Below are 26,520 nucleotides of genomic sequence, written 5' to 3' on the forward strand. Positions count from 1 at the left end.
GGGCGCTAACAGAAAAAATCCCGGAGACCGCAGACGATGACCCGTTACACCGCAGAAATCCCGTACGGTGCCTACTGGAGCACGCCGTTCGCGCGCTGGCAGGGCAGCTTCGCGTCGCTGCACAGCGTTCGCTTCGCCGCCCATGTGGCGAAGAACGAGCTTGCGAAACGGAACATCGACTCGCAGACGATCGACTACGGCGTCCTGGGATTCTCCGTGCCGCAGCAGCACGCGTTCTACGGCCTGCCCTGGCTCGCGGGACTGATCGGCGCGACCCGCGCGGGCGGGCCGACGATGATGCAGGCGTGCGCGACCGGCGTGCGCACGCTGCTCGCCGCGGCGCAGGAGATCGAGGCCGGTCTGTCAGAGGTGGCGCTCGTGGTGAACTGCGACCGCACGTCTAACGGCCCGCATCTCTACTACCCGAATCCGCGCGGCCCCGGCGGCACCGGTTCGTCCGAGGACTGGGTGCTCGACAACTTCGGCTGCGACCCGCTCGGCGGCCACTCAATGGTGCAGACGGCGGAGAACGTCGCCGCGAGGCATGGCGTCGCGACCTCGCAGCAGCACGAACTCGTGCTGCGACGCGAGGCGCAATACGCCGACGCGCTGAAGGACGACTCCGCCTTCCTGCGCCGCTTCATGACCCTGCCCTTTGACGTGCCGAGCGCCGATTTCCGCAAGATCGCGGGCACGCTCGACGGCGACGAGGGCGTGTCCCACTCGACGGCCGCCGGCCTCGCGAAGCTGAAGCCCGTCATGGAAGGTGGAACGGTCACCTTCGGCGGCCAGACGCATCCGGCGGACGGCAATGCGGCGATCGTCGTGACCACGCCCGAGCAGGCGAAAGCGCTGTCGAAGGATCCGGCGATCGCCGTGCGGCTTCGCGGCTTCGGCCTCGCCCGCACAGAGCTCGCGTACATGCCCGAGGCGATGATCCCCGCCGCGCGCCGTGCGCTCGGCCAGGCCGGACTCGACGTCGCCGACATGACGGCGATCAAGACCCATAACCCGTTCGCGGTCAACGACATCGTCTTTGCGCGCGAGACCGGCGCGAAGCTCGATGCGATGAACAACTTCGGCTGCTCGCTCGTCTGGGGTCATCCGCAGGCACCCATGGGCACGCGCGCGATCATCGAATTGATCGAGGAACTCGCGCTGCGTGGGGGTGGCCTCGGCCTCTTCACCGGATGCGCCGCCGGCGACACGGCGATGGCGGTCGTCATCGAGGTCGGCGACCGGTAAGCGTTGCAAGCGCCGCGCCCCTTTTCGAAGGGAGGCGCGGCGCACGGCAGGAAAGGATCACCGCCTCCCCGCCAAAGGGAGACACGAGAGGCGCAAAAGCGCCCGGATGCAGCATCCCCAACCGGATTCAAACGAGTCAGAAGAGGCGCGCAAAGCGTCCGTGACCGAACCTGGAGGAGGAATGGGGATGGACTTGTCCGAATGGATCGTCCGTCAGGCCGGGCTCGCGCCCGACAGGACGGCGATCCGCTTTCCGGAGCGCGACCTGACGTACGCGGCGTTCGCCGCCGAGATCGATCGGCTCGCGTCGGCGCTCCGCGTGTCGGGCGTGGAGCGCGGCGACTGCGTCGCGTTTCTCGCCTACAACCGTCCGGAAACGCTCGCGACGCTGTTCGCCTGCGCTCGGCTGGGCGCGCTCTTCATGCCACTGAACTGGCGCCTCGCGGGCCCCGAGCACCGGCAATTGCTCGCCGACTGTCCGCCGAAGGTGCTGCTCGTGGAACCGCGCTTCGTCGGGCAGATCGACGCCTTCCGGGAAGAGCTCGATGGGATGACGCTCGTTGCGTTCGCCACCCCGCCGCAGGGCTGGATCGCCTTCGACGAGCTGATGGAGCGCGGCGGCGAGCCCGTGGCGCATGACCCGCGCGTCGGCCCCGACACGCCCTTGTTGATCTGTTACACGTCCGGTACCACCGGCAAGGCGAAAGGCGCGCTCCTGACCCAGGACGCGCTTGCGTGGAACGCCGCGAACAGCGCCGATCTGCACGGGCTCACGAGTGACGACCGGGTGCTGACGACGCTTCCGCTGTTCCACGTCGGCGGGCTCAACAACCAGACCACCCCCGCCCTGTCGCGCGGCGCCACCGTCGTCCTGCATCCGCGATTCGACGTCGATGAGACCTTCGACGCGCTCGAGGCGGAGCGCATCACGCTGACCGTCCTCGTGCCGGCGCAGATCGAGGCGATGGTGGCACATCCCCGCTGGCCGACCGCGGATCTCTCGCGCCTACGGATGATCACGACCGGCTCGACGGTGGTGCCCGACCGGCTCTTCCGCACAGTGCACGAACGCGGCATTCCCCTCGTGCAGATCTACGGCTCGACCGAAACCAGCCCGATCGCGGCCTATGTGAAGGCTGCGGACGCGTACGCGCACGCGGGTTCGGCCGGACGTCCGGCGCGCCACTGCAGCGTTCGCGTTTCGGGCGAAGGCGGCGCGGACGCGAAGACGGGCGTCAGCGGCGAGATCCTCGTGCGCGGGCCGAACGTGATGGCGGGCTACTGGAACAACGCGCAGGCGACCTCCGAGGCGCTGCGTGACGGCTGGTTCCACACCGGCGACATGGGCCATTTCGATGCCGACGGCTGGCTGTGGGTCGACGGCCGCAAGAAGGAAATGATCATTTCGGGCGGCGAGAACATCTATCCAGCCGAGATCGAGAACCTCCTCATGGAGTCGCCCGACATCGCCGAAGTCGCCGTGGTCGGGCGCCCGGACGAGCGTTGGGGCGAATGCGTCGTGGCGGTCATCGTCACGCACGAAGGCTCGACCCTCGATGCCGGCGGCGTGCTCGGGCTCCTCGACGGCCGCATCGCCCGCTACAAGTTGCCCAAGGAAGTGTTGTTCATCGACGAACTCCCGCGCACCGCGCTGGGCAAGGTCCGCAAGGACGAAGTGCGGCGTCTGGTCGCACGCAAAACGTTCATGGAGCACATCTGATGACTTTGAAAATCGGAATCGACGTCGGCGGCACCTTCACCGATTTCGTCGTTACCCGCGACGGTGCCGAACCGGCCATCTTCAAGACCTTGTCGACGCCGTCCGACCCCTCGATCGCGGTCGTCAACGGGCTTGCCGAGATCGCCGCGAGCATGCATCCGCCGATGACGCTCGAAGCGTTCGCGCCGACGATAGCCACGATCGTGCACGGCACGACGGTGACGACCAACGCAACCCTGACGGGCAGCGGCGCGAAGAGCGGCCTGCTGACGACGGAAGGGGTGCGCGACGCGCTGGAGATGCGCCGCGGCGTGCGCGAGGAGCAATACAACAACCGCTACACCAACGTGAAGCCGCTGGTGCCGCGCTACCTGCGGGCGGGCATCCCCGGGCGGGTCGACCGTGACGGCAACGAGGCGGCGGCGCTCGACCTCGACGCGGTGCGAAGCGCGATCGAACTCTTCCGCGCCGAAGGCGTGCAGGCGGTGTCGATCTGCTTCCTGAACTCGTTCGCCAACCCCGCACACGAGCAGGCCGCGGCCGACATGGTGCGCCGCGAGCTGCCCGGCGCCTACCTGTCGGTATCGACGGATCTCTTGCCGTCGATCCGCTTCTACGAGCGCGTCAGCACGACGGCGCTGAACTCCTACGTCGGTCCGAAGCTGAACCATTACCTGGACCAGCTCGTCGGCCGCCTGAAAGGCATCGGCTTCGACGGGCTGCTCTTGATCATGCAGTCGAACGGCGGCGTGATCTCGCCGCAGCTCGCGCGCGAAAAGGCGGCGCTGACGCTGCTGTCGGGCCCTGCGGGCGGCCCGGGCGCGGGCCTGCACTACGTGCGCGTGCATGGCCAGAACAAATGCATCATCACCGACATGGGCGGTACGAGCTTCGAGGCCTCCGTCGCCGTCGATGCGCCGATGATCAAGAACGACGGCGAGATCGCGCGCCACAAGATCGCGCTGCCGATGCTCGACATCCACACCATCGGAGCCGGCGGTGGCTCGATCGGCTGGCTCGACGAAGGCGGCCTGCTGCGCATGGGCCCGGCGAGCGCCGGCGCGGACCCCGGCCCCGCCTGCTACGGCAAGGGCGGCCGGCTGCCGGCGACGACCGATGCCAACGTCGTGCTCGGCTACCTCGACCCGGAGTTCTTCGCCGGCGGCAAGATGAAGCTCGACGTCGAGGCCGCGCGCGCGACAATCTTCGAGCACATCGCGAAGCCGATGGGGCTTTCGATCGAGGACGCCGCGGCCGGCATGTACCGCGTCGCGTGCAACAACATGGCGCAGGGCGTGCGCGAGGTGACGATCAAGCGCGGCTTCGATCCGCGCGAGTTCCCCTTCATCCCCGCGGGCGGCGCCGGCCCGATCCATTCGTGCCTGATCTGCGAGGAGCTCGAGATCCCGCTGCAGGTCGTGCCGCGCGAATCCTCGGTGCTGTGCGCGTTCGGCATGCTGATGAGCGAGCTCAAGCACGATTTCGTGCGCACTTTCGTGTCGCGGCTCGACGCGGCCGACTGGACGAAGCTCGAGGGCATCATCACCGCGATGGCCACCGACGGTGCCCGTCAGCTCGACGAGGAGCGCATCCCCGAGGGACGCCGCCGTTTCGACGTCAAGCTCGACTGCCGCTACGTGAAGCAGTACCACGAGGTCTCCTTCGTCGTGCCGCAGGCCCTGATCGCCGCCGGCGACGCGCAGGGCATCGCACGCGACTTCCATGCCGAGCACAACCGCCTGTACGGCTACTCGCTGGAAGCGGAGAACACGCCGGTCGAGATCATCAACGTGCGCGTGCAGGCGATCGGCGTCACCGACAAGCCGGTCGCGCGCCACGAGTCCTGGGCGGGCGAGGATGCGGCGCACGCGCTCAAGGGCCGGCGCGCCGTGTATATCCCCGAGACGCGGAAATTCCGCGAAGTGCCGGTCTTTGACGGCCACCGCATGCGACACGGCAACCGCATAGAGGGGCCGGCGATGATCGAGCAGGAGACGACGGCGATCTTCGTGTCGGCGTCCTTCGACTGCGTCGTCGATGCGCTCGGCTCGTTCGCGCTGTACCAGAAAGGCCGCGCCGACCTCGTGGCGTCGTGCATCAAGGACATGAAGGAGGCGCTGGTATGAGCAACGCGAAAATCGATCCCATCCTGCTGTCCGTGTACGCCCGGACCTTCCGCTCGATCACCGACGAGATGAGCATCTCGATGGAGCAGACGACCCGTTCGCCGATCCTGTGCGAGGCCAAGGACTACGTGACGGGCCTCTACGACGGCGACGGCAACATGCTCGAGCAGACCGAGAACCTGCCGATCCTCGCGTTCTCGCTGGCGCCGGTGTGCAAGTACATCAAGGACTACTTCGGCGACGATCTCCATCCCGGCGACGTGATCTTCCACAACGACGTGTTCAGCTTGGGCAACCAGAACAACGACGTCGCGGTGTTCAAGCCGGTGTTCTTCGAAGGCAAGCTCGTCGCCTGGACCGCGGTCAAGGGCCATCAGGCCGACATCGGCGGCAACGTCGCCGGCGGCTACAACCCGAACGCGGTCGAGGTGTGGCAGGAGGCGCTGCGCATCCCGCCGGTGAAGGTCGTCGAGAAAGGAAAGCTGCGCAAGGACGTGTGGAACCTGATCTTCGCCAACGTGCGCCTCGACATCGTGCAGCACGACATGAAGGCCGAGATGGGGGCCTGCACCGTCGGCGAGCGGCGCTTCCTCGAGCTGATCTCGAAGTATGGCGTGGCGAGCTACGACGCGCACAAGCAGGCGCTCTTCGACGCAACCCGCCGGATGATGGAAGCCGAGATCGCGAAGATCCCGAACGGCCGCTACTCGGGTGAAGGCAAGGTGTTCTACGACGGGCGCCACGTCGGTTCGCAATTCACGATCCGCGTCGACATCGAGGTGCAGGACAAGTCCATCCGCTTCGACTACTCGCGCACCGATCCGCAGACCAACGGCTTCGTGAACGGCACCTTCACGTCGAGCGCGTCGGCGACGATCCTGACCCTGCTGCAGATGGTGAACCCCGACATCCCGCACAACGAGGGCATGGTGCAACCGATCGAGATCGTGATCCCGGAGGGCACGATCCTCAACGCGGCCTACCCGAAGGCGACGACCTTCGGCAACCACCTGTGTCCGCCCAATGCCGACGCCATCCAGCGCGCGCTCGCGCCCGTGATGCCCGAGCGCGTTACGGCAGGCTGGAACAACCTGCTCGCGAGCCTCACCACCGGCATCGATCCGAAGACCAATGAGAAATACGTCGACATCGGCTTCATGGGCCTGAAGGGCGGCTCGGGCGCGATGCTGGGCACCGACGGCTACGACCACATCGGCATGATCGACGCTTCCGGCGGCGTGCTCGACCAGGACTACGAGATGTTCGAGCAGCAGACGCCGCATCGGCTGATCCGTCACGAGTTGCTCGCCGACTCGGCCGGCGCCGGCGAATGGCGCGGCGGGCTCGGCGTCGAGACGATCTTCGAGATCGGCTCGGACGACACGCAGCTCGTGACTTTCGGCGACGGCGACTTCGAGCCGGCGTTCGGACTCTTCGGCGGCGGTGACGGCGGCCTGAACTTCATCCGCTTGCACTATCCGGACGGGCAGACGGTCGTGCCGAAGAACAAGGACCTGATCACCGGCGTGCCGAAGGGCACGATCTACCACCAGGTCGCCAGCGGCGGCGGCGGCTATGGCGATCCGAAGCGGCGCGACCGCAAGCTCCTCGCCGAGGAGATCCGCAACGGCGTGATCACCGAGCAGGCGGCGCGCGAGCTGTACGGGTTCGAGCCCGGGCAGGTGACCGGATGAACTTCGATCTCACCGACGAACAACGCGCGATCCGGGACACGTTCGCGCGCTTCTGCGACGAGCGCATCGCGCCGCAAGCGGCTGCGCTCGACGAGGCACGCGCGTTCCCGCGGGCGCTGTTCCGCGAGCTCGCCGAGCTCGGCTTCTTCGGCATGCGCTATCCCGAATCGGTCGGCGGCACCGGGCTCGCGCTCACCGAGTTCTGTCTCGCGCTGACCGAGGTCGCGCGCGGCTCGATGTCGCTCGCCGGCGCGGTCGCGATGCAGTCGCTGATGGGCACCAAGTTCCTGCAGCTCCTCGGCAACGCCGACATCGTCGAGCGCCTCTTCAAGCCGGCGCTCTGCGGCGACAGGATCGGCGCGATCTGCATGACCGAGCCCAATGCGGGCTCCGACCTCGAATCGATCGCGACCACCGCGACCAGGGTCGACGGCGGCTACGTCCTCAACGGCCAGAAGACCTGGATCACGTCCGCCCCGGTCGCGGACTTCTTCACGGTCTTTGCGCGCGCGGGTGAAGAAAAGAAGCTGACGATCTTCCTCGTCGAGAAGGAGTTCAAGGGCCTCGTCGTCGGGCGCGAGATCCACAAGATGGGCGTGTGGGCGCTGCCGACCTCCGAAGTCGCGTTCAACGACTGCTTCGTGCCGGACAGCCACCGCCTGTCGAAGGAGGAAGGCGACGGCGAGGGGCACCTGAGGAAGACGCTCGCCGAGATCCGCATCATCACCGGCGCGATGGCGCTCGGCGTCGCGCGCGCGGCGCTCGACGAGGCAGTGCGCTACGCCGGCGAGCGCCAGCAGTTCGGCAAACCGATCAACCGCTTCCAGGCGATCCAGCTGAAGCTCGCCGAGATGGCGACCGGGCTGGAGGCCGCCACCGCCCTCGTCCACCGTGCCGCGTGGCTGTGCGACGCCAAGCGTCCGCACCACAAGGAAGCCGCGATGGCGAAGCTCTTCGCGACCGAAACCGCCGCATCGATCTGCGACCAGGCCGCGCGCGTGCTCGCGTCCTACGGCTACGCGATGGAGTACCCGGTGCAGCGGTATCTCCGTGACGTGCGCTTCACGCTGATCGGCGGCGGCACCAGCGAAATCCTCAAACTCGTCATTGCGAAGGAGGTGAGCGCATGAACGACACCGCACAACGCCGCATCCGCGTGCTGCTCGCGAAGCCCGGCCTCGACGGCCACGACCAGGGCGCGAAAGTCGTCGCGCGCGCGATGATGGACGCGGGCTTCGAGGTCATCTACACCGGCCTGCGGCAGACACCCGAACAGGTGAGCCGCATCGCCCTCGACGAGGACGTCGACGTCATCGCGCTCTCGTCGATGGCGGGCTCGCACCTGCCCTTCTGCCGCAAGTTGAAGCCGCTGCTCGAAGCGAACGGCCTCGGCGACAAGCTGTGGATGATCGGCGGCAACCTGCCGGCGCAGGACCACGACGCGCTGCGCAGCCTCGGCTTCACGGGGATCTTCCCGACCGGTTCGAAGTTCGACGCGATCGTCGCTTACATCCGTGAGAATGTCCGGGAGAACGTCGCATGAACGACCGCGCCCAACCGACGCTGAAGCGCGTCACGAACGAATCCGGCCTCGAAGTCCAGCCGCTCTACACCGCCGCCGACGTCGCGGCGAGCAGCGGCGACGCGATGATCGGCCTGCCCGGCGAATATCCCTTCACGCGCGGCATCCACCGCGAGATGTACCGCAAGCAGCCGTGGACGATGCGCCAGTACGCGGGCTTCGGCAATCCGGCCGACACCAACCAGCGCTTCAAGTATCTGATCGCGAACGGACAGACGGGGCTCAATGTCGCCTTCGACCTGCCGACGCAGATCGGCCTCGACTCGGACGACCCGCTCGCCCAGGGCGAAATCGGCCGCGTGGGCATGTCGGTCGACACCCTGCGCGATTTCGAGGTGGCGTTCGACGGCATTGATCTCGACAAGATCACCGTGTCGATGACGATCAACGGTGCCGCGGCGATCGCGATCGCGATGTATCTCGCGATGGCCGAGAAGCGCGGCTACGACGTGAAGCAGCTGCGCGGCACCGCGCAGAACGACATCCTGAAGGAGTTCATCGGTCGCGGCACCTGGATCTTCCCGGTCGAGCCCTCGATCAAGCTCGTCGGCGACACGATCGAGTACTGCGCAGAGCACGCGCCCAAGTACAGCCCGGTTTCGGTGTGCGGCTACCACATCCGCGAATCGGGCGCGACGCCGGCGGAGGAAATGGCCTACGCCTTCTGCATCGCCCGCGCCTATGCCGATGAGGTCATCGCGCGCGGTCTCCACGTCGACGAGTTCGCCGGGCGGCTGTCGTACAACTTCAACATCTTCGGCAACCTCTTCGAGCAGGTGTGCAAGTTCCGCGCGGGGCGCAGCCTGTGGGCCAAGATCATGAAGGAGGAGTACAAGGCCGAAAAACCGGGCTCGATGTGGCTGCGCATGATCGCGGCGGGCGGCGGTGGCGGGCTCACCTTCGAGCAGCCCGAGCTCAACATCGTGCGCGGCGCCTACTACGCGCTGATCAGCGCGCTCTCGGGCACGCAGACGATGGCGCTGTGCTCGTACGACGAGGCCTACACCATCCCGACCGAGTATTCTGCGCGCATCTCGCTGCGCACCATGCAGATCCTCATCGCGGAAATGGGCCTCACCGAGACGGTCGATCCGCTCGGCGGTTCGTACTACGTCGAGACGATGACGAACCAGATGCGCGAGAAGATGGAAGAGATCATCGCCGAGACCGACGCGCAGGGCGGCATCGTCAAACTCGTGTCCGAAGGCGCGATCCAGGCGAAGGTGTCGGCGCAGGCGTACAAGATGCAGCGCGACATCGAGAGCGGCGCGTTCCCCAAGGTCGGCGTCAATTGCTACCGCAACGACCAGGAGGACGAGCACAAGGTCGATTTCCACCCCTACGACGAGGACGACGCGCGCGTGCAGATCGAGTCGCTGAATCGCGTGCGCGCCGAGCGCGACGCCGACCGCGTCGCCCGCACGCTCGCGGGCGTCGGCGAGGCCGCGCGCGCGGGCGCCAACGTCATGCCGGCAATCGTCGAGGCGGTGAAGGCCTACGCGAGCATCGGCGAGATCACGCAGGAACTGGTGAAAGTGTTCGGACGGTACCAGGAACCGATCCGCTTTTAGAGATCGCCAGGCAAACATATGAGATTTGTTTGGGCACCTTGTTCCTCCCCCTTCAAGGGGGAGGTTAGGAGGGGGATGGGTTTCCACCACGCCTGCTAAACCCATCCCCACCCCAGCCCTCCCCTTGAAGGGGAGGGAGCATACGTGCCCGACTGCACCACGAATTGCGTCAATGAGGACATACTAACGATGACCATCGAAAGATATGCCGCGCCGCAGAGCCTCGACGAGGCGCTCGGCATCCTGCAGCAGGGCGAGGTGACCATCCTCGCAGGCGGCACCGACCTGATGCCGCAGACGAAAGCCGGCCGCATCGCGTTCAAGCCGACGCTGATGAACATCGGCCGCGTCGCGGGACTGAAAGGGGTCAGCCTCGACGGCGCGTACCTGCGCATCGGGGCGCTCACCACGATCAGCGAGCTCCTCCGCGATCCGCTCGTCGTGCAGCACGCGCCGGTACTGGCCGAGGCCTGCGATCAGTTCGCGAGCGACCAGATCCGCAACGCGGGCACGCTCGGGGGCAACATCAACAACGCCTCGCCCGCGGGCGACACCCTGGTGCCGCTGATCGTGCTCGACGCCGAGGTCGAGCTCGCGTCGAAGCCCAATGGCAGCGTCACCACGCGGCGCCTGCCGCTCGCCGAGTTCTTCACCGGCCCCGGCAGGACCAAGCGCGCCGCGAACGAGCTGCTCACCGCGGTGCGCGTCCCGCTACCGCAACCGGGCCACGTCGCGCGCTTCTACAAGTTCGGCACGCGCCCCGCGCTCGACATCTCGACGATCTCGATCGGCATCGCCGGCATCAAGCGCGACGGTGCGCTCACCGACATCCGCGTCGCCTTCGGCGCAGTCGCCCCGACGCCGGTGCGCGCGCCGCGCACCGAAGCCGCGCTCGAAGGCCGTCCCCTCGATGCCGAGGCCATCGCCGCCGCCGCAGACACCGCGCGCGACGAGGTCAGCCCGATCGACGACGTCCGTGCCACCGCGTGGTACCGCAAGGAACTCATCCACAACATGACCAGAAGGATGCTCGATCATGTCGCTAAAGCATGACATCGAATTCACGCTGAATGGCGTCGGGAAGCGCGTCACCGTCGACGTCGCGATGACCGCGCTCGACATGCTGCGCGACGTCGTCGGCCTCACCGGCACGAAGTACGGCTGCGGCGAAGGCGAGTGCGGCGCGTGCACGATCCGCGTCGACGGCGAGACGCGCAATTCCTGCCTGATGTTCGCCGTCGATTTCGACGGCCGCGACATCGTGACGATTGAGGGCCTCGCCGCCGACCCGAAGGCGGACGCGCTGCGCGAAGCCTTCGTCGAGCACGGCGCGGTGCAGTGCGGCTTCTGCACGCCGGGGATGGTGATGCAGGCATCGCACATTCTCGACACGAACCCGAACGCCGACGCGGAGACGATCAAGCGCGGTATCGAAGGGAATCTCTGCCGTTGCACCGGCTACAAGAAGATCGTCGACGCGGTCGAGTCCGCGTGCTGCGGCGGTCGCTGAGGAGGACAGGATGAACGTTGCTGAAAAACCCGTCATCGCCGCCGCCTCGCTGATCGGTCAGCGCATCCAGAAGAAGGACGCGCCCGAAAAGGCCGCCGGCAAGACGCGCTACATCCAGGACATGGTCGTTCCCGGCATGCTGCACGCAAAGATCCTGCGTTCGAGCCGCGTGCACGCGAAGATCAAGAGCATCGACACCTCGGCCGCAAAGGCGCTGCCCGGCGTTCATGTCGTCCTCACAGCGGCGGACGTGCCCGACCAGCAGCCGATCGGCGTCGCGCGCGACCACCTGCCGCTGAAGGGCGAACGCGTGCGCAGCCTGCGCGACGAGATCGCTGCGGTGGCCGCCGACAGCGACGAGATCGCCGAAGCCGCGCTGAAACTGATCCGCGTCGAATACGAGGACCTGCCGGTCATCGCCACGCCCGAGGACGCGATCAAGCCGGGCGCGCCGCTGATCCACCCCGCCCCGCTCGACGCCCACGGCCGCCCGCAGTCGCTGCCGCCGAAAACGCCGATCGCGTTCGCCGGCAAGGCGGACAACATCGCGATGCGCTTCGACTACACGCACGGCGACATCGCCCAGGCCGAAGCCGAATCCGACGTCGTCGTCGAGGACAGCTTCCAGCTGCACTACGTGACGCACTGCTGCATGGGCGTGTCGGGCGTCATCGCCGAGTTCGACGCCTCCGGCAACCTGCTGATGTACTCGAACACGCAGGTGCCCTTCCTGCACAAGCGCGAGTTCGCCGAATACCTCAACATCGATCCGAGCCGCGTGCGCATCATCCAGCCGCCCATCGGCGGCGGATTCGGATCGAAGCTCGACATCTACCCGTTCGAAGTCATCTGCATCTTCCTCGCGCGCGCCGCAAAGCGCCCGGTCAAGATGGTCTTTACACGCGAAGAAGAGTTTCTGGCCTCGCCGACGCGGCAGCCGGTGCTGCTGACGCTGCGCTCGGGCTGCAGGAAGGACGGCACGCTGACCTTCCGCCAGGTGCATACGCTGCACGACAACGGCGCCTACACGTCGTGGGGCGCGACGACGCCCTTCGTGATGATGCAGACCTTCTCGTCGCTGTACCGCGTGCCGGCGTGCGACTATCACACGACCGTGGTCTACACGAACAACCCCTATGCCGGCTCGTTCCGCGGCTACGGCAACCTGCAGGCGACCTTCGCCATCGAGCAGCACATGGACATGCTGGCCGAGAAGATCGGCATGGACCCGCTCGACTTCCGCATGAAGAATGCGCAGGACGTCGGCGAAGTCACCGGCCAGGGCATGGAGTTCAAGAGCTGCGGCTTCAAGGAATGCCTGACGACTGCGGCCGAGCGCAGCGACTACCGGAAGAAGCACGCCGACAACATCGCGAACCGCAACGCGCGCGGGCCGGTGAAGCGCGGCATCGGCATCGCGTCGATGCTGCACGTCGGCGGCGGCGCGAAGATCTATCCGTCGGACGGCTGCGGCACGATCCTGAAGCTCGACGATTTTGCGAACGTCACGCTCATCACCGGCGCGTCCGAGATTGGCCAGGGCTCGGAAACGGTCCTGTCGCAGCTGGTCTGCGAGGAGCTGGGGCTGCCGATCTCGGCGGTCACCGTGGTCAATAACGACACCGCGATCACGCCGTGGGACGTCGGTGTGCATGCGAGCCGCACGACATTCATCGCCGGCAACTCGGCGATCGGCGCGGCGCGCAAGGCGAAGGCGAAGATCCTCGCGGCGGCGGCGAAGAAGCACGGCTGCGGCGAGGCGGCGCTCGACCTGCGCGGCGGCTTCGTCGTCGTCGCCGAGACGGGTGAGCCCGTGGTCGAACTGGCGCGCCTGATGCGGAACCTGCACTTCTCCGACAAGGCCGAGCTCGTCATGACGACCTTCTACTACGAGCCGCCGAGCGTCCATCAGGACAAGGCCTTCAAGGGCGACGTGTCAGCCGCCTACGCGTGGGCCGCGCAGGTCGTCGAGGTCGAGGTCGATACCGAGACCGGCATCGTGAAGATGACGAAGGTCACCGGCACGCACGACGTCGGCCGCGTGCTCAACCGCCTCGGCCTCGAAGGCCAGATCGAAGGCGGCGTCGTCATGGGCCAAGGCTACGCGCTGACCGAGAACCTGATCGTCGAGAACGGCGTCACGCGCAACCCGAACTTCCGCGACTACAAGCTGGTGACGGCGCCGGAGATCCCCGAGATGGACATCACCTTCGTCGAGTCGATGGACGGAGAAGGTCCGCAGGGCGCCAAGGGCGTTGGCGAGGCGCCGGCGATCTGCATCGCCGCGGCCGCCGCGAACGCGATCCACAACGCGACGGGGGTGCGCATCTTCGGCCTGCCCTTCACCCCGGAAGCGGTGTACCGGGCCCTCCGCGGCAAGTCCGACAAGCCTCACTGGCCCGCGTGGAAACCGGAATGAAGCCGCGCACCGTACTCTCCATGGAGCAGGCGCTGTCGATGCCCTACGCGACGCTGCGCTTCGCGCAGCTCGGCTGGCGCGTGATCCGCCTCGAATCGACGCCATCGGGCGATGGCCTGCCCGGCGATCCCAACCGCTACATCGGCGGCAAGGTCGCCGACGACGACCGGCGCACCTACTTCATCGCACCCAACGTCGGCAAGGAGGCGATCGCGCTCAACCTCAAGGAGCCCGACGGCCAGGCGTTGCTCAGGCGTCTGCTGGTCGAGCTCGACGTCGACGTGTTCTGCTGCAACACGGTGCCGCGTCGCTACAAACAGCTCGGCATCGACTACAGCACGCTCGCCGCGGCGAAGCCGGATCTGATCTGGGCGGGGATTTCGGCGATGGGACCGGACTACCCGGATGCGCCCGGCTACGATCCGGTGATCCAGGCGATGGCCGGCTACATGGAACTCACCGGTGCGGCCGACGGGCCGCCGACGCTCGCCGGCGTGCCGATCATCGACCTCAAGGCGGGAGACGAGGTCTATGCGAATGTAATGATGGCGCTGATCGAACGCGCCGAGAGCGGCAAGGGCACGCGCATCGACGTCTCCATGCTGCAGGCCGCCGCGTCGTGGCTCATCACGACGCTGCCGCTGCTCGACTTCGACTGCCAGCCGTCCGAGATCACGCGCTGCGGCAACGAACACCGCAAGTTCATCCCGACGAACGTCTATCCGACGGCCGACGGATTCATCTACATGGCGATCGGCAGCGACGTGCAGTGGAAGCGCCTGTGCGAGATCCCGAAGTTTGCGTCGATCGGTAACTCCGCGCGCGCGACGAACGAAGGGCGCCATCGCGAGCGCGAGGCGATCCACCGCGACGTCTCCGCCGTCACCAGCCGCTATCCGACCGGCGAGATCGCCGCGGATTTCCGCGACGGCACGATCCCGCACGCACCGATCCACGACATCCCGGCAGTGCGCGAGATGGACGCCATCCGCCAGCGGCTGACGACCACGCGCATGCCTGGCGGCAAACTCGTGCATATGCAGCCGATGGCGGTCGACGTTGCCGGTGCCGATGGCGGAGAGCTGGCGTTCGCGCCGCGCTACGGCCAGCACACGGATGCCGTCCTGCGCGAGGCCGGATGCAGCGACGACGAGATCGCGCTGCTGCACGCGCGAGGGATCGTCGCCAGCTGAGCCCCGGCACCGCATCGTCATGCAGCGCCCCACCGGGAGGGGCGCCGCCCCCGATTCACGAACCCCGGAAACCATCGACGGCGAGAGGAGCGCGCGGACCCGATCCGCACGCGCGACAAGAGGTCCTTGTGGTGCACACCGTAGGAGACATCAGAACATGAAGATGCTTGGCATTCGATTGGCGCTGTCCGGACTCGTTCTGGCGGCGTCGTTGTCGGCGCACGCCCAGGTTAAGATCGGCGTCGTGTCCTCGGCGACCGGGCCGACCGCGCTGGTCGGCATTCCGCAGAAGAACACGGTGGCGCTGCTGCCGGCGAAGATCGGCGATCTCAACGTCGAGTACATCGCGCTCGACGACGCAAGCGATCCCACCGCGTCGGTCACCGCCGTGAAGAAACTGATCTCGGAGCAGAACGTCGACGCGATCATCGGGCCTTCCGGCTCGCCCAACGCGATGGGGGTGATCCAGTTCGTCGCCGACGCGGGCGTGCCGCTGCTCGCGCCGGTGGGCACGGCGGCCGTCGTGACCCCGATGGACGACAAGAAGAAGTGGGTGTTCAAGACCACCCAGAACGACGACATCATCGCCACGGCGCTCGTCGAGCACATGGTGAGGAAGGGCGTGAAGACGGTCGGCTTCATCGGCGTCGGCGACCCCTATGGCGAGAACTGGTACAAGGTGTTCTCGGCGCTCGCGGACAAGAACGGCATGAAGATCGTCGCCAACGAGCGCTTCCAGCGCCAGGATGCGTCGGTCACCGGCCAGAGCCTCAAGATCCTCGGCGCCGCGCCGGACGCGGTGCTCGTCGCCGCCGCCGGCGGGCCGGCGGTGCTCCCGCATACCACGCTCGTCGAGCAGGGCTACAAGGGGCAGATCTACCAGACGCACGGCGCGGCGCTGCCCGATTTCCTCAAGCTCGGCGGCAAGAAGGTCGAGGGCACGGTCCTCGCCGCAAGCCTGATGCTGGTGCTGCCCGAGATCGCCGACAACCACCCGTCGAAGAAGATCGCCGCCGACTACATCGCCGCCTACGAGAAGGCGCACGGCACGAAACCGGCGACCTTCGGCGCGAACGTCTTCGATGCCGGCCTGCTGCTGCAGCAGGCGATCCCGGCGGCGGCGAAGGTGGCCAAACCCGGCACGAAGGAGTTCCGCGCCGCGCTGCGCGACAGCCTCGAGCAGACCCGCGAGCTCGTCGGCACCCAGGGCATCTACAACATGAGCGCCACCGACCACAGCGGCTTCGACGAGCGCGGCCGCGTCCTCATCGCCGTCAGGGACGGCGGCTGGACGCTCGCGAAGTAAGCGGCGGACCCCGCCTCTCGCCGCGAAGCCGCGCTACAAACGGGCCCGCGTCACGGAACGACCGTGCGCGGGTCCGTCGTCGTCCGGCCCGCAAAAAACCTCGCGCTCCCGCAAGCGAACGCCTGCGCAGCAAGGATCATCCGTAGCGGAAGAAACTTTCGCCGCGACCGTCGCGTCCTTTGACGCCGGACAGAAACTCCGACCCGTATCGACCCTAGACTGAAGCCGTTCAAACAATTTCACGGCAAACTAAATGTCCACGATCGCGTCCCGATTGTTCCCGGCAGCGCTATGGGTGAGCGCGTTCCGCCCCTTCTTCCTGCTCGGCACGCTGTATGCCCCGCTGCTGATCGGCGCGTGGCTGGGCGCGGGGTTCGGATGGTGGAGCGGGCCGGTCGGCGACATGCCCGGCGCGCTGTGGCACGGCCACGAAATGATCTTCGGCTTCTCGTCCGCGATCATCCTCGGCATCGTGCTCACCGCCTTGCCGAGCTGGGCCGGCACCGAGGAAATCCACGGCGCCCGCCTCGCGCTGCTCGTCGCCGCCTGGCTCGCGGGCCGGCTCGCGTTCTGGGCGCTGCCTCTATTGCCGGCTAGCATCTCAGCGGTGGCCGACTGCCTGCTGTTTCCGCTCGTGTTCGCGACCCTCGCGCCGCAACTGCTGCAGGTGGAGAACCGGCTGTACCTGCTGCTGCTGCCGGTGCTCGCGGCCTTCTTCGCGGCCAACCTCGCCTTTCATCTGGGCATCGGCGCGGGCAACCCCGCCTTCGCCACGATCGCCCTGCACGGCGGCGTCTACACGATCCTCACGCTGTACGTGCTCAAGGGCGGCGTGCTGACGCCGGTTTTCACGGGCAACGCGCTGCGCGAGAAGGGGCGCGGGGAACAGACACCGTTCCGGATGGGGCTCGACGTCATCGCGGTGGGCCTCGTGATCGCCCTCGCCGCGCTCGACCTCACCGGCGCCCCGGCCCGCTGGGTCGGCCTCGCCGCCCTCGCCTGCACCCTCGTCCACGCCTGGCGCGTCGGCCGCTGGCAAGGCTGGCGCGTGGCCGACGTCCCCCTCCTCCTCGTCATGCATCTCGGCTTCGCCTGGCTGATCCTCGCCTTCGCGCTCAAGGCACTCGCGGCGCTCACCGGCCTCGTTCCGGACACGATGTGGCTGCACGCCTTCACGGTCGGAAGCCTCGGCATGATGATGCTCGGCCTGATGACGCGCGTGAGCCTTCGCCATACCGGCCGTCCCCTGAAGCTGCCGGCCGCGATGCGCGTCGCCTGCGCACTCGTCTTCACCGCGGCCATCGCGCGGCTCGCGCTCTCGATGCCCGACCTGCGCCCGGTGGCCCTCACCGTCACCGCGGTGCTTTGGGCGGCAGCTTTCGTGATCTACGTGTCCAGGTTCGGCTCGCTGCTGGCCGTGCCGAGCCTCCCGCGCAAGAACGGTGTTCTCAACAAATAACGTCGAAAACGCGCAATCGGATTCAGTTGGGCGGAGCTGTCGTTCTTCTTAACTGAGCGCGGCTGGCAAGTCGTCGGCCTATGCGGACGCCCATCTGCCCCAGGCTGGGCGACCGCAATGCAAAGTACACCGGCCGCATGAAGCACAACACTGACGAGCGGCAGACACCTAATCGCAAGACCGTTCCTCGAAGCCACTTGGCATGGAACCATATTTGACTCGACATCATGCGTTCATTCGGTGCGTGCGGAGGCGAAGGCAGCAAAGAAAGTAAGCCCACGATTAACCGGTGGCTTTCAGGCTCGTTACCCTTCCAGTCTTTCGCGCGGCGGCCAAACCTCGGCAGATCGAGGTAACCACAAGAGGCTTAGCGTGGCATCGTACTGTGCCGCGTGTATCTTCATCTCACGCAGCGGAATATGAGGGTCGGCGTGTGGAAACCAGACGGTTGCAGGGATCTTGGTGCCGTGCCGATCATGCAGAATTTCTGGATTTGCTGCCAGCGAGCCTTCTGGTAGAGGAATGACGTTGCCGCGGGTACGGAAGAACGCGCCGGCGCGTGCCGCGGGCTCGCTCGACCAAGCCCAATTGATGAACCCGTCGTTGGACATCACCAGAACGGCTTTCTCATCGGTGTACTGCAACCACTTAAGGACCGCCGCCGTCAACGACACACCGTAACGCTCCGCGCATGCGCCGAGGATGTCCATGTCGACGTCCGTGGTGACCTGCCTGCGGTAGTCGTCCAGAGGCATCAGCAGGTACGAGGCAAATAAGTCAGCCTGGGCCTCGATGTCGCGCTCGTCCTGGGACCAGTTCAGCATGTCGGCATCACTGCACTGGAAGGACTCTCGCTGCATCCGATGCAGGATGTAGTGCCCCAGTTCGTGTGCCTGCGTGAAACGCATCCGCCCTGGCGAGGTCACCGCATCGTTGTAGAGGAGCAGCCACTCCTTTCGGCCCTCTCCCGCGAACAAGGCTCCGTCGAAGCCCTTGATGGCCGCGGCCTGGACCTTCGTGATCGGATCTGGCCACTTGAAGATATGGGCGCATTCCAGCGCAAGCTGCGGCACGTCCACCGGAAACCGGTCAATCCCATGCGCCACGCTGACGGCCTCGACCACCTTGACGAGGCGGTTGGCTGCGCGCTGAGGCGTCCAGCCGCCGTCCGTCATGAAGTCTTTTTGAAGGTTTCGAGGATCTTGCGAAGCTGCTCCTTGGCCTCAGGCTCCAGCTTCTGGTAGCCGCGAAAGAACGCTTCGTCCAAATGCCGCTCTTCCGGGGCGCGTACATCTTCCTCGATGAAATACGACGCCGCCACGCCTAGCGCGTCAGCGAGCGCGGTGAGCTTCTCTGCCGACGGCCGCTGGGACTCCCGATTCTCAAGTTCCCAGAGATAGCTCTTGCTCAAGCCAGCGGCGTCGGCCAGCTTTTCGAGGGTCAGGTTGCGCGCCTTTCGCAGTTCGCGCAGTTTCTCTCCGAGACGGGTCGCCATGGTCTCGTCTCCTGTTCAGTCATGCGTTGCAAGCCTGAAGATTACCACGATACCGAACTTTTTGTTTGACAACCGAGAAAGACGGTGTAACATCTGCCTCGAGTTCGCTATTCCGAACTTATTTTTAGGCCTCCAAGAACGACGATCACGGGGGACCTGATCGCGCAGCCCCCGTCAACGACCCAAGGAGCATGTCCGCATGTCCAGAACCCACGTCGATCACCGCGACCTCGTTCGCTTTGCCGAAGAACGGGTCAATCTGCCCAAGGAAAAGGCCGATGAGTTCCGGGCGCAGGCGCGCCGGCTGCGCGAGAAGCTGGAGACCTACCTGACGGACCATCCGGACTTCGCGCTGAAGAAGATGCAGCTCTCGGGCAGCCTGGCCAAGGGCACCGCGCTGCGCTCGCTGAACGACATCGACGTGGCCATCTACGTCAGCGGCTCCGATGCACCGCACGACGTGAAGGCCCTGCTGGACTACCTTGCCGAGAGGCTGCGCAAGGCATTCCCCAACTTCAGCCCCGAACAGGTGCAGCCCCAGACCTACTCGGTCACCGTGAACTTCCGCGGGACCGGGTTGAATGTGGATGTCGTGCCCGTGCTGTACGCGGGCCTGCCTGACTGGCGAGGCAACCTCGTCAGCCAGGACGATGGGTCGTTCCTGGAAACCAGCATTCCGCTGCACCTGGAGTTCGCACGCAAGCGTAAGCAGGCTCAGCCCACGCACTTCGCGCAGATCGTGCGCTTGGTCAAATTCTGGGCGCGCCGCATGAAGCAGGAGCACGATGGGTTCCGCTTCAAGTCGTTCATGATCGAGATGATCCTGGCAAAGCTCGCCGACGACGGAACCGATCTATCGGACTATCCCGAGGCGCTGCAGGCGTTCTTCACGTACGTCGCCAACAGCAATCTGAGCGAGCGCATCGTGTTCGAGGACCACTACAAGGCATCGGAGGTTGCTCCCTGCGCGGACCGGGTGCAGATCATCGATCCGATCAACGCCACCAACAATGTTGCGCGGCTGTACACCGACCAGAACGCTGGTGCGATCGTGGAGGCAGCCCTGGACGCGGGCGATGCCATCGATGCCGCCTTGAGGGCGCCGACCAAAGAGCTGACCGTGCGTTACTGGCAGAAAGTCTTCGGCTCCGCTTTCCAAGGGTGAACAACTTGAGCTACGCCTACACCATCACCGAGACCAAGACGTTCACCTTGACGCATGCCAGGCATTTGGCCGCGAAGGTGGCGGCGGATCTGAAGCGGATGCAGCGCTTCTACCATGCCCCGGACGATGCCCACATCGAGCGGCTCGAAGGCGAGATCACAGAGCTCTTGCGCCAGGGGTACCTCGGCACGGTTACCTATGGATTCAAGCGCAACGGTGACTGGATCGAGCCAACCCTGCGATACACGGCCAGGGAACTGGCCGGTGACAGCATGGATGACGATCCAGGGCGTGTGCGTCCCGGCGCTAACGTGACGGGAGCGTCGTTCTACAGCTATCTCACCTACAGCTCTGCTTGGTATGCACTCCCGTCGGCGCAGCGTGAGGCCATCGAACAGCAGTTGCCTGTCCAGCGTACGGGGGCTCCCGAGCCCTCGGTCAGCGGAGGCTACTTCGCCGACGACAAGACGTATTCATCCGGCGGACGCGCCTTGGGCCGCGCCAGTGTCAGGAGCTATTGATGACCACCACCAACACGCCGGGGCTATTCGAACGCCCCATCACCCTGCCCGATACGGATGCCCAAGGCCGTCTGGCCCGACTGGTCGGAATGGACGACAAGATCCGGCGCCTGAGCAACATTCTCGCTGTCCTAATCAACCCGGCTGGACTCCAGAAATGGCTGGACCAGCACCACGCCCATGCACCGGGACTGCTCGATGCTGTGCTGCGCCGGCCCCCACTGGTGGTGCTCTCGGGTGACGTCGGCTCCGGGAAAACCGAACTCGCAGAAACCATCGGGGACATGGTGGCACGGCAAGAAGGGATCGACATCACACTGCTGCCGCTCAGCCTCTCGTCTCGTGGGCAGGGCCGCGTCGGTGAGATGACGCAGTTGGTCTCCGCAGCGTTCGACCACGCCTTCCATGAGGCCAGCAAGTTCAAGTCCTCGAGGAGTAGCCGCGCGCGCGGCGGCGTGATCCTGCTGGTTGATGAAGCCGACGCGCTGGCGCAGTCCCGGGAGGCCGATCAGATGCATCACGAAGACCGCGCCGGAGTGAATGCATTTATCCGAGGGATCGATCGCTTGGCCAGCGGAGATTTGCCAGCCGCCGTGCTGATGTGCACCAATCGCCTCAACGCGCTGGATCCGGCTGTGCGCCGGCGCGCAGCCGACATCCTGGTCTTTGAGCGTCCTGACGAAGTACAGCGACTTGAGCTCCTTCACCGGCGTCTAGGCGACGCTGGTTTCAGTAAGGCCGATCTGCAGGCCTTGGTGGCCGCTACCGGCGAGCAGGCCAAACGCCCCTACGGTTTCACCTACTCGGACCTCACGCAGCGCCTGCTGCCCGCGATCGTGCTGGACGCCTACCCTCAGGGGCCCATCAAGCCGTCTCGTGCGATCGAACTGGCCCACGCGATGGCGCCGACTCCGCCGTTCAAAGACTCCACCGCAAGGGGGTATTAAATGCCTCAGTGGTCGCTCTCCCAGCTTCTTTCGTCTTTGCATGAAGACATCCAACAGCGCCTTTCTACTGTTCGGAAGTCGTTTGGCCATCCAGGAACGAAAGGCGACGGAAGTGAAAACGTCTGGATCAGCATGCTAGACACGTACTTGCCGAAGCGTTATCAGGCCGCCAAGGCGCATGTGGTGGACAGCCTTGGGAATTTCAGCCAGCAGATCGATGTGGTGATCTTCGATCGGCAGTACTCTCCGTTCATCTTCACTTACGAGAACGAGACCATCATCCCGGCCGAGAGCGTATACGCCGTGTTCGAGGCCAAGCAGACGGCAGACGCCAGTTTGGTGACTTATGCACAGCAGAAGATTGCTAGCGTCCGCAGCTTGCATCGGACCAGCTTGCCAATTCCTCATGCGGGTGGGACTTACCCTCCCAAGCCTCTCATTCCCATTTTGGGCGGATTACTTACCTTTGAGAGTGAATGGAGCCCTGCGCTGGGGAAATCCTTCGACCGAGCGCTGACCGCCGACCTAGGAGAGGGGCGGCTGGACATCGGGTGCGTAGCTGCTCACGGCCATTTCTTTTTTGACCATGCTGCGGGTAGCTACAGCTTTATCAACGAGAACAAACCAGCGACGGCCTTTCTTTTCAAGTTGATTTCCCAACTTCAGTTCAGTGGGACAGTTCCCATGATCGATGTAGAGGCGTATGGGCAGTGGCTCACGCGATAGTGCGTCTGCTCATCAAGTCGCACGGTCTTCCGGAGACGCAATCGGACAAAGCCCGGCAGCCGCGATCTAGTCGCTCGTCTGTAACCGTCTATACCTGTTCGACCGGATCGGGTCGTTTCGAGACTTCATCCAGTCCGCGTGTCAGCTGAGGGCATAGGGGCGACACCACTGTCAAGCGACTGGAGGCCTTCCGGTCATTCAAACTGAGCACCGAGGGGCGGGTGTGGACGGCACTGCTGCCGCCCGGGCCGTGCTTTCTGAGCGACAGCAAAGGCCGACCACCTGCCCCTCCCGCACCAGACGAGCGAGTCAACCGGCGGCGAGTGCGATCGTCAGGGCTTCGAAGGGAATCATCACGCAGCCATGCCGGCTGCGATAGCCATGCACCGGCGCGAATAGGGCGACCTCGTCGGCCCCTTCGGACATGCCGGACACCTCCCCTGCGGCCAGCATCGCCGCCATACCCGCGCGCAACCGTTCGACCTCGGGCGGCGTGCGGCCGAGCGCATGCAGCCCGAGCAGCGACGCTGACGCGCGGCACAGGAGGCAACCCTTGACCTCGTGCGCGATCGCCGCGATGCGGCCGTCGATGAGTTCGACGTCGATCCGGACGCGGTCGCCGCACATGGGGCTGTCACGCAGCGCCGATCCCGTCGGGGCGGTCAGGCGGCCAGCGCCGTGGGCGGCGTCGGCGAGTTCGCGGATGCCTTTGTTGTAGAGGGCTTCGATCATACGCGGGAAGTCGTTACGCGCCGGTCGGCAGCGGCAGCGGCTGCATGCGATGCGAGGTCGCTGGCGCGGTCGTTGTCGGTGAGGTTCGCGTCCTCCCCCTCGTCCGGCGCGCTGCGGATCAGGCCGCCGACGCCCATGCGCATGATGTCCTCCCGCGTCGGGGGGATGCCGGCCATCAGGCGCGGCAGCACGAGGTCGAGGCCGTTGCTCTTTCGCGAGCGGCCGCAGCCGGGCAGGATCACGACCGGCACGGCGCCGATGCGTCCGAGCACGAGCATGTTGCCGGGCTCGACGGGCATGCCGAAATGTTCGATCGTGCCACCGACGGCCGTCACGGAGGCGGGGGCGATGTCGTTGCGGTCCTTGGCGACGGTGGCGCCGCACATCATCACGAGTTCGCAACCGGTAGCGAGCGCCTGGTGCAGCATGGATTCGAGAGCGTCGCGGCGGTGGGGGCCGCGCAGCGCGAGTGTGAGCCGGCCGCCGAGGGCCTCGACCCGCTCGCGCGTGACCTTCGCGGTCGCCGCGAAGATCGAGTCTTTCATGCCGGACAGTTCGGTCTGGATCAGTGCCGCGCGGCAGGGTTTCAATTCGGCGATAGCGATGGGCGGGGCGCCGGCGGCGATGGCGCGGCACGCGTCGAGCAGGCGCCGCGGCACGGCGAACGGGATGATCTTGACGGTGGCGACGACCTGACCGGGACGCACGACCGCATGCGGCGGCAGGGTCCCGATGGCGATGGCCTCGTCGAGCAGGTTCATCCGGTGGATGCGTTCGGCGTCGATCCGCAGCACGCCGGCTGCCAGCGCGTGAAGGTTCCCGCGGCCGGCGCGCGGAGGGCGCGTCTCCATGTTCGCGCCGACGAGCTGCGCCGCCAGTTCGGCCGCGGCGACGTCCTCGGCGACGTCGTCCGGCCCCAGGCGCGCGCCGGTGACTGTCGAGAAACCCTCGTCGTCGAGCAGATCGAGATCGAGCGCGGACAGCACGCGACCCTTCTTCAGCGTCCGTCCGCCGAGCTTCAGCGTGTGGGCGAGCATCACGCCTTCGGCGGCGGTCAGGGGAAATTCGTCGAAGATCATCCGACACTCCTCGGGGCGCGTCGCGGCCCATTCGGGCGCGACGCTTTGGCCAGCAAGACGGATTCGGGGGTCAACAGCACCGCTTCGCCGAGCAGGGTTCGAGCCGGTACCGGTCTAGCCAGGATTGTGGCCGGCAGTCCTGCAGCAGGGAGATCGCTCATCATTTCATCCACGCGATGAAGCCCACTTTCGGCGACGTCGATCATCGGCGGTGCCTCGCCTGGATCACCTCGGCGAGGATCGCGACCGCGATCTCGGCGGGCGCGCGACCGCCCAGATCGAGGCCGACGGGCGCACGGATGCGCGGAATCGCGTCGCCCAGTCCTGCCTCGGTGAGCCGTGCGACCCGCTTCGCGTGCGTGCGCGTGCTGCCGAGCGAGCCGATGTAGAACGCGGGGCTCGCAAGCGCGATCGTCAGCGCCGGGTCGTCGAGCTTGGGGTCGTGCGTCAACGTGATGACGGCGGTCTGGGCGTCGGGCTGCAGGCGTTCGAGGGCCTCGTCGGGCCATTCCGTCGACACCTCGACGTTCGGCAGCCGTTCGGCCGTCGCGAACGCGCGGCGCGGGTCGACAACCACGACGTCGAAACCGGCGATGGCGGCCATCGGCGCGAGCGCCTGGGTGATGTGGACCGCACCGACGACGATCATGCGCGGCGCGCCGACGTGGCAGCGCACGAAGAGCGATGCCTCATTCGCCCCCTCATCCGTGGCGAGTGCACCGCTGCGGTTCGCGGCGAGCCGCGCGCGCGTCTCGGCGAGCTGGGCGTCATCGAGGGGGAGCACGCCTGCCACGGCGTCGTCGAAGACCAGCCCGTGCGCGCCGTCCGCGAGCCGTGAGACAACCGCGACCGGGCGTTTCGCACGCCGCGCCGCCAGCAGCGGACCGAAGAGCTCGTCATCGACGCGCTCGACGAGCACCTGCACGCGACCGCCGCACGCCAGCCCCACTTCCCACGCCTGCTCGTCGCTGACGCCGAATTCCAGCAGCCGCGCCTTGCCGTCGGCGATCGAATCCTGCGCCTCGCCGATCACGGCGCCCTCGATGCAGCCGCCCGAGACCGAACCGACGAAGGCGCCGCCCTGCTCCACCGCGAGATGGCTGCCCTCGGGGCGCGGCGACGATCCCCAGGTGCGGACGACGGTTGCGAGCGCGACGCCGCGGCCCTCCGCCCGCCATTGTTCGAGCTGGGCGAAGAGCTGGTCGTCCGTCGCCGGCGCGGACGGTGTGGGCGCTGGCGCAGCGCTGCGGGTTTTGAGGCGTCGACCGACGCCCGCAACCCGCGCATGGGAATCGATGCGGTCCGTCAGCGCGGCCACACCCTCGCCATTCGTCGCCACCGTGGTCAGCACCGGCACCTCCCAGCCTTCGCCGCGCGCTTCGAGGTCGCGGACCGTGGCCGCGGCGACCGGCGAATCTGCCTTGTTCACGACGAGAATATCGGCGATCTCGAGCACGCCGGCCTTGATCGCCTGCACCTCGTCGCCGAGCCCCGGCGCGCACACGACGACGCGCGTGTCGGCCAAACGTGCGACTTCGACTTCGGACTGGCCGACGCCGACGGTCTCGACGATGACGACGTCGAAGCCGGCCGCGTCGAAAAGATCCACCGCCCGAGAGCTTGTCCGGGACAGCCCGCCGAGTTGGCCGCGCGACGACAGCGAGCGGATGAAGACGCGCTCGTCACTGCCGTGCGTGCCCATGCGTACCCGGTCGCCAAGCAAGGCGCCGCCGCTGACCGGACTCGAAGGATCCACGGCGACGACGGCGACACGCTTGCCACGTTGCAGCAGTTCGCCGAGCAAGGCGTTGATCAGGGTCGACTTGCCGACGCCGGGCGCCCCGGTGATGCCGACAACATGCGCGCGGCCCGTTCGGCCGGCAAGCGATGCGAGCAGGGCGTCGGCGCCCGGCAGATCGTTTTCGATCGCAGTCAATGCACGGGCGAGCGCCGGGCGCGAACCGGCTGCGATCTCGTCGGGGAGCGGGCTTGGCGGATGCATTGGACGCCCTCAATCAGTGGGAGATCCC

General features: G+C 66.5%; 22 protein-coding genes. 17 read left to right on the forward strand and 5 right to left on the reverse strand.

What is annotated here, in order from left to right; genetic code table 11:
• Positions 1–36: 36 nt before the first annotated feature.
• The 13 genes from GPA27_RS11050 (at position 37) to GPA27_RS11110 (ending at position 17,825) form a co-directional block, all read left to right on the forward strand.
• On the forward strand, positions 37–1,245 hold the full coding sequence (locus GPA27_RS11050) for a thiolase family protein (protein WP_076600610.1): 1,209 nt from the start codon (positions 37–39) through the stop codon (positions 1,243–1,245).
• 187 nt (positions 1,246–1,432) lie between these two features.
• The gene (locus GPA27_RS11055; RefSeq protein WP_169140419.1) at positions 1,433–2,965 is read left to right on the forward strand and encodes an acyl-CoA synthetase; all 1,533 of its coding nucleotides are present in this window, start codon (positions 1,433–1,435) and stop codon (positions 2,963–2,965) included.
• Positions 2,965–5,091, forward strand: a complete 2,127-nt coding sequence (locus tag GPA27_RS11060) for a hydantoinase/oxoprolinase family protein (RefSeq protein ID WP_169140421.1) — start codon at positions 2,965–2,967, stop codon at positions 5,089–5,091. Before GPA27_RS11055 ends, GPA27_RS11060 begins: the two co-directional genes overlap by 1 nt.
• Positions 5,088–6,785, forward strand: coding sequence for a hydantoinase B/oxoprolinase family protein (locus GPA27_RS11065; protein ID WP_169140423.1), 1,698 nt, complete (start codon positions 5,088–5,090; stop codon positions 6,783–6,785). Before GPA27_RS11060 ends, GPA27_RS11065 begins: the two co-directional genes overlap by 4 nt.
• Positions 6,782–7,915 carry a benzylmalonyl-CoA dehydrogenase gene (iaaF, locus tag GPA27_RS11070; RefSeq protein WP_169140425.1) on the forward strand — a complete coding sequence of 378 codons (1,134 nt, stop codon included), beginning with the start codon at positions 6,782–6,784 and terminating at the stop codon, positions 7,913–7,915. The genes GPA27_RS11065 and iaaF overlap by 4 nt, the downstream gene beginning before the upstream one ends.
• On the forward strand, positions 7,912–8,328 hold the full coding sequence (locus tag GPA27_RS11075; RefSeq protein WP_076600605.1) for a cobalamin B12-binding domain-containing protein: 417 nt from the start codon (positions 7,912–7,914) through the stop codon (positions 8,326–8,328). The genes iaaF and GPA27_RS11075 overlap by 4 nt, the downstream gene beginning before the upstream one ends.
• A complete protein-coding gene (locus tag GPA27_RS11080; RefSeq protein ID WP_169140427.1) occupies positions 8,325–9,938 on the forward strand; it encodes an acyl-CoA mutase large subunit family protein in 1,614 nt (537 codons plus the stop codon). The genes GPA27_RS11075 and GPA27_RS11080 overlap by 4 nt, the downstream gene beginning before the upstream one ends.
• A gap of 189 nt (positions 9,939–10,127) precedes the next feature.
• Positions 10,128–10,991, forward strand: coding sequence for an FAD binding domain-containing protein (locus GPA27_RS11085; RefSeq protein ID WP_169140429.1), 864 nt, complete (start codon positions 10,128–10,130; stop codon positions 10,989–10,991).
• A complete protein-coding gene (locus GPA27_RS11090; RefSeq protein ID WP_169140431.1) occupies positions 10,975–11,448 on the forward strand; it encodes a (2Fe-2S)-binding protein in 474 nt (157 codons plus the stop codon). Before GPA27_RS11085 ends, GPA27_RS11090 begins: the two co-directional genes overlap by 17 nt.
• Before the next feature lie 10 nt (positions 11,449–11,458).
• Entirely contained in the window at positions 11,459–13,867 is a 2,409-nt protein-coding gene (locus GPA27_RS11095) for a xanthine dehydrogenase family protein molybdopterin-binding subunit (RefSeq protein ID WP_169140433.1), read from the forward strand.
• Positions 13,864–15,060 (forward strand): phenylsuccinyl-CoA transferase, encoded by a 1,197-nt coding sequence (iaaL, locus tag GPA27_RS11100; protein ID WP_169140435.1) that lies wholly within the window; start codon positions 13,864–13,866, stop codon positions 15,058–15,060. The genes GPA27_RS11095 and iaaL overlap by 4 nt, the downstream gene beginning before the upstream one ends.
• Before the next feature lie 157 nt (positions 15,061–15,217).
• Positions 15,218–16,366, forward strand: a complete 1,149-nt coding sequence (locus tag GPA27_RS11105; protein ID WP_211164940.1) for an ABC transporter substrate-binding protein — start codon at positions 15,218–15,220, stop codon at positions 16,364–16,366.
• Positions 16,367–16,619: 253 nt separating this feature from the next.
• Positions 16,620–17,825 carry an NnrS family protein gene (locus GPA27_RS11110; RefSeq protein ID WP_169140437.1) on the forward strand — a complete coding sequence of 402 codons (1,206 nt, stop codon included), beginning with the start codon at positions 16,620–16,622 and terminating at the stop codon, positions 17,823–17,825.
• A 305-nt stretch (positions 17,826–18,130) separates the two neighbouring features.
• Here the strand turns inward: GPA27_RS11110 and GPA27_RS11115 are convergent, their stop codons facing one another.
• Positions 18,131–19,000 carry an ImmA/IrrE family metallo-endopeptidase gene (locus GPA27_RS11115; protein WP_169140439.1) on the reverse strand — a complete coding sequence of 290 codons (870 nt, stop codon included), beginning with the start codon at positions 18,998–19,000 and terminating at the stop codon, positions 18,131–18,133.
• Positions 18,997–19,320, reverse strand: coding sequence for a helix-turn-helix domain-containing protein (locus tag GPA27_RS11120; protein WP_096453112.1), 324 nt, complete (start codon positions 19,318–19,320; stop codon positions 18,997–18,999). The genes GPA27_RS11115 and GPA27_RS11120 overlap by 4 nt, the downstream gene beginning before the upstream one ends.
• A 199-nt stretch (positions 19,321–19,519) precedes the next feature.
• Here GPA27_RS11120 and GPA27_RS11125 point away from each other — a divergent pair, with 199 nt between their 5' ends.
• From GPA27_RS11125 to nucC, 4 genes are read left to right on the forward strand one after another with little or no spacing between them, the layout of a single operon-like run.
• The gene (locus tag GPA27_RS11125; protein ID WP_169140441.1) at positions 19,520–20,485 is read left to right on the forward strand and encodes a CBASS oligonucleotide cyclase; all 966 of its coding nucleotides are present in this window, start codon (positions 19,520–19,522) and stop codon (positions 20,483–20,485) included.
• 5 nt (positions 20,486–20,490) lie between these two features.
• Positions 20,491–21,006, forward strand: coding sequence for an HORMA-1 domain-containing protein (locus GPA27_RS11130; RefSeq protein ID WP_169140443.1), 516 nt, complete (start codon positions 20,491–20,493; stop codon positions 21,004–21,006).
• Positions 21,006–21,953, forward strand: coding sequence for an AAA family ATPase (locus tag GPA27_RS11135; RefSeq protein WP_169140445.1), 948 nt, complete (start codon positions 21,006–21,008; stop codon positions 21,951–21,953). Before GPA27_RS11130 ends, GPA27_RS11135 begins: the two co-directional genes overlap by 1 nt.
• Positions 21,954–22,679 (forward strand): CBASS effector endonuclease NucC, encoded by a 726-nt coding sequence (gene nucC / locus GPA27_RS11140; protein WP_169140447.1) that lies wholly within the window; start codon positions 21,954–21,956, stop codon positions 22,677–22,679. It abuts the gene before it with no gap.
• Between the two features lie 309 nt (positions 22,680–22,988).
• On the opposite strand, the gene GPA27_RS11145 is transcribed toward nucC, so the two are convergent.
• From GPA27_RS11145 to meaB, 3 genes are all read right to left on the reverse strand, one after another.
• Positions 22,989–23,411, reverse strand: coding sequence for an iron-sulfur cluster assembly scaffold protein (locus GPA27_RS11145; protein WP_169140449.1), 423 nt, complete (start codon positions 23,409–23,411; stop codon positions 22,989–22,991).
• Entirely contained in the window at positions 23,408–24,490 is a 1,083-nt protein-coding gene (locus tag GPA27_RS11150; protein WP_169140451.1) for a molybdopterin-binding protein, read from the reverse strand. The genes GPA27_RS11145 and GPA27_RS11150 overlap by 4 nt, the downstream gene beginning before the upstream one ends.
• A gap of 202 nt (positions 24,491–24,692) precedes the next feature.
• The gene (gene meaB / locus GPA27_RS11155) at positions 24,693–26,492 is read right to left on the reverse strand and encodes a methylmalonyl Co-A mutase-associated GTPase MeaB (RefSeq protein ID WP_211164941.1); all 1,800 of its coding nucleotides are present in this window, start codon (positions 26,490–26,492) and stop codon (positions 24,693–24,695) included.
• Between the last annotated feature and the right edge of the window lie 28 nt (positions 26,493–26,520).

It is taken from the genome of Aromatoleum toluolicum (genome assembly GCF_012911005.2).
Classification (GTDB): Bacteria; Pseudomonadota; Gammaproteobacteria; order Burkholderiales; family Rhodocyclaceae; genus Aromatoleum; species Aromatoleum toluolicum.

What these genes read in the sequence shown, in the direction of transcription:
- GPA27_RS11060 (WP_169140421.1), top strand. Translation starts at nt 2,965, where the DNA reads ATGACTTTGAAAATCGGAATCGACGTCGGCGGCACCTTCACCGATTTC.
- iaaF (WP_169140425.1), top strand. Translation starts at nt 6,782, where the DNA reads ATGAACTTCGATCTCACCGACGAACAACGCGCGATCCGGGACACGTTC.
- GPA27_RS11135 (WP_169140445.1), top strand. Translation starts at nt 21,006, where the DNA reads ATGACCACCACCAACACGCCGGGGCTATTCGAACGCCCCATCACCCTG.
- GPA27_RS11055 (WP_169140419.1), top strand. Translation starts at nt 1,433, where the DNA reads ATGGACTTGTCCGAATGGATCGTCCGTCAGGCCGGGCTCGCGCCCGAC.
- GPA27_RS11050 (WP_076600610.1), top strand. Translation starts at nt 37, where the DNA reads ATGACCCGTTACACCGCAGAAATCCCGTACGGTGCCTACTGGAGCACG.
- GPA27_RS11110 (WP_169140437.1), top strand. Translation starts at nt 16,620, where the DNA reads ATGTCCACGATCGCGTCCCGATTGTTCCCGGCAGCGCTATGGGTGAGC.
- GPA27_RS11125 (WP_169140441.1), top strand. Translation starts at nt 19,520, where the DNA reads ATGTCCAGAACCCACGTCGATCACCGCGACCTCGTTCGCTTTGCCGAA.
- GPA27_RS11150 (WP_169140451.1), bottom strand. Translation starts at nt 24,490, where the DNA reads ATGATCTTCGACGAATTTCCCCTGACCGCCGCCGAAGGCGTGATGCTC.
- iaaL (WP_169140435.1), top strand. Translation starts at nt 13,864, where the DNA reads ATGAAGCCGCGCACCGTACTCTCCATGGAGCAGGCGCTGTCGATGCCC.
- GPA27_RS11115 (WP_169140439.1), bottom strand. Translation starts at nt 19,000, where the DNA reads ATGACGGACGGCGGCTGGACGCCTCAGCGCGCAGCCAACCGCCTCGTC.
- GPA27_RS11120 (WP_096453112.1), bottom strand. Translation starts at nt 19,320, where the DNA reads ATGGCGACCCGTCTCGGAGAGAAACTGCGCGAACTGCGAAAGGCGCGC.
- GPA27_RS11080 (WP_169140427.1), top strand. Translation starts at nt 8,325, where the DNA reads ATGAACGACCGCGCCCAACCGACGCTGAAGCGCGTCACGAACGAATCC.
- GPA27_RS11075 (WP_076600605.1), top strand. Translation starts at nt 7,912, where the DNA reads ATGAACGACACCGCACAACGCCGCATCCGCGTGCTGCTCGCGAAGCCC.
- GPA27_RS11095 (WP_169140433.1), top strand. Translation starts at nt 11,459, where the DNA reads ATGAACGTTGCTGAAAAACCCGTCATCGCCGCCGCCTCGCTGATCGGT.
- GPA27_RS11090 (WP_169140431.1), top strand. Translation starts at nt 10,975, where the DNA reads ATGTCGCTAAAGCATGACATCGAATTCACGCTGAATGGCGTCGGGAAG.
- GPA27_RS11085 (WP_169140429.1), top strand. Translation starts at nt 10,128, where the DNA reads ATGACCATCGAAAGATATGCCGCGCCGCAGAGCCTCGACGAGGCGCTC.
- GPA27_RS11145 (WP_169140449.1), bottom strand. Translation starts at nt 23,411, where the DNA reads ATGATCGAAGCCCTCTACAACAAAGGCATCCGCGAACTCGCCGACGCC.
- GPA27_RS11065 (WP_169140423.1), top strand. Translation starts at nt 5,088, where the DNA reads ATGAGCAACGCGAAAATCGATCCCATCCTGCTGTCCGTGTACGCCCGG.
- GPA27_RS11105 (WP_211164940.1), top strand. Translation starts at nt 15,218, where the DNA reads ATGAAGATGCTTGGCATTCGATTGGCGCTGTCCGGACTCGTTCTGGCG.
- meaB (WP_211164941.1), bottom strand. Translation starts at nt 26,492, where the DNA reads ATGCATCCGCCAAGCCCGCTCCCCGACGAGATCGCAGCCGGTTCGCGC.
- nucC (WP_169140447.1), top strand. Translation starts at nt 21,954, where the DNA reads ATGCCTCAGTGGTCGCTCTCCCAGCTTCTTTCGTCTTTGCATGAAGAC.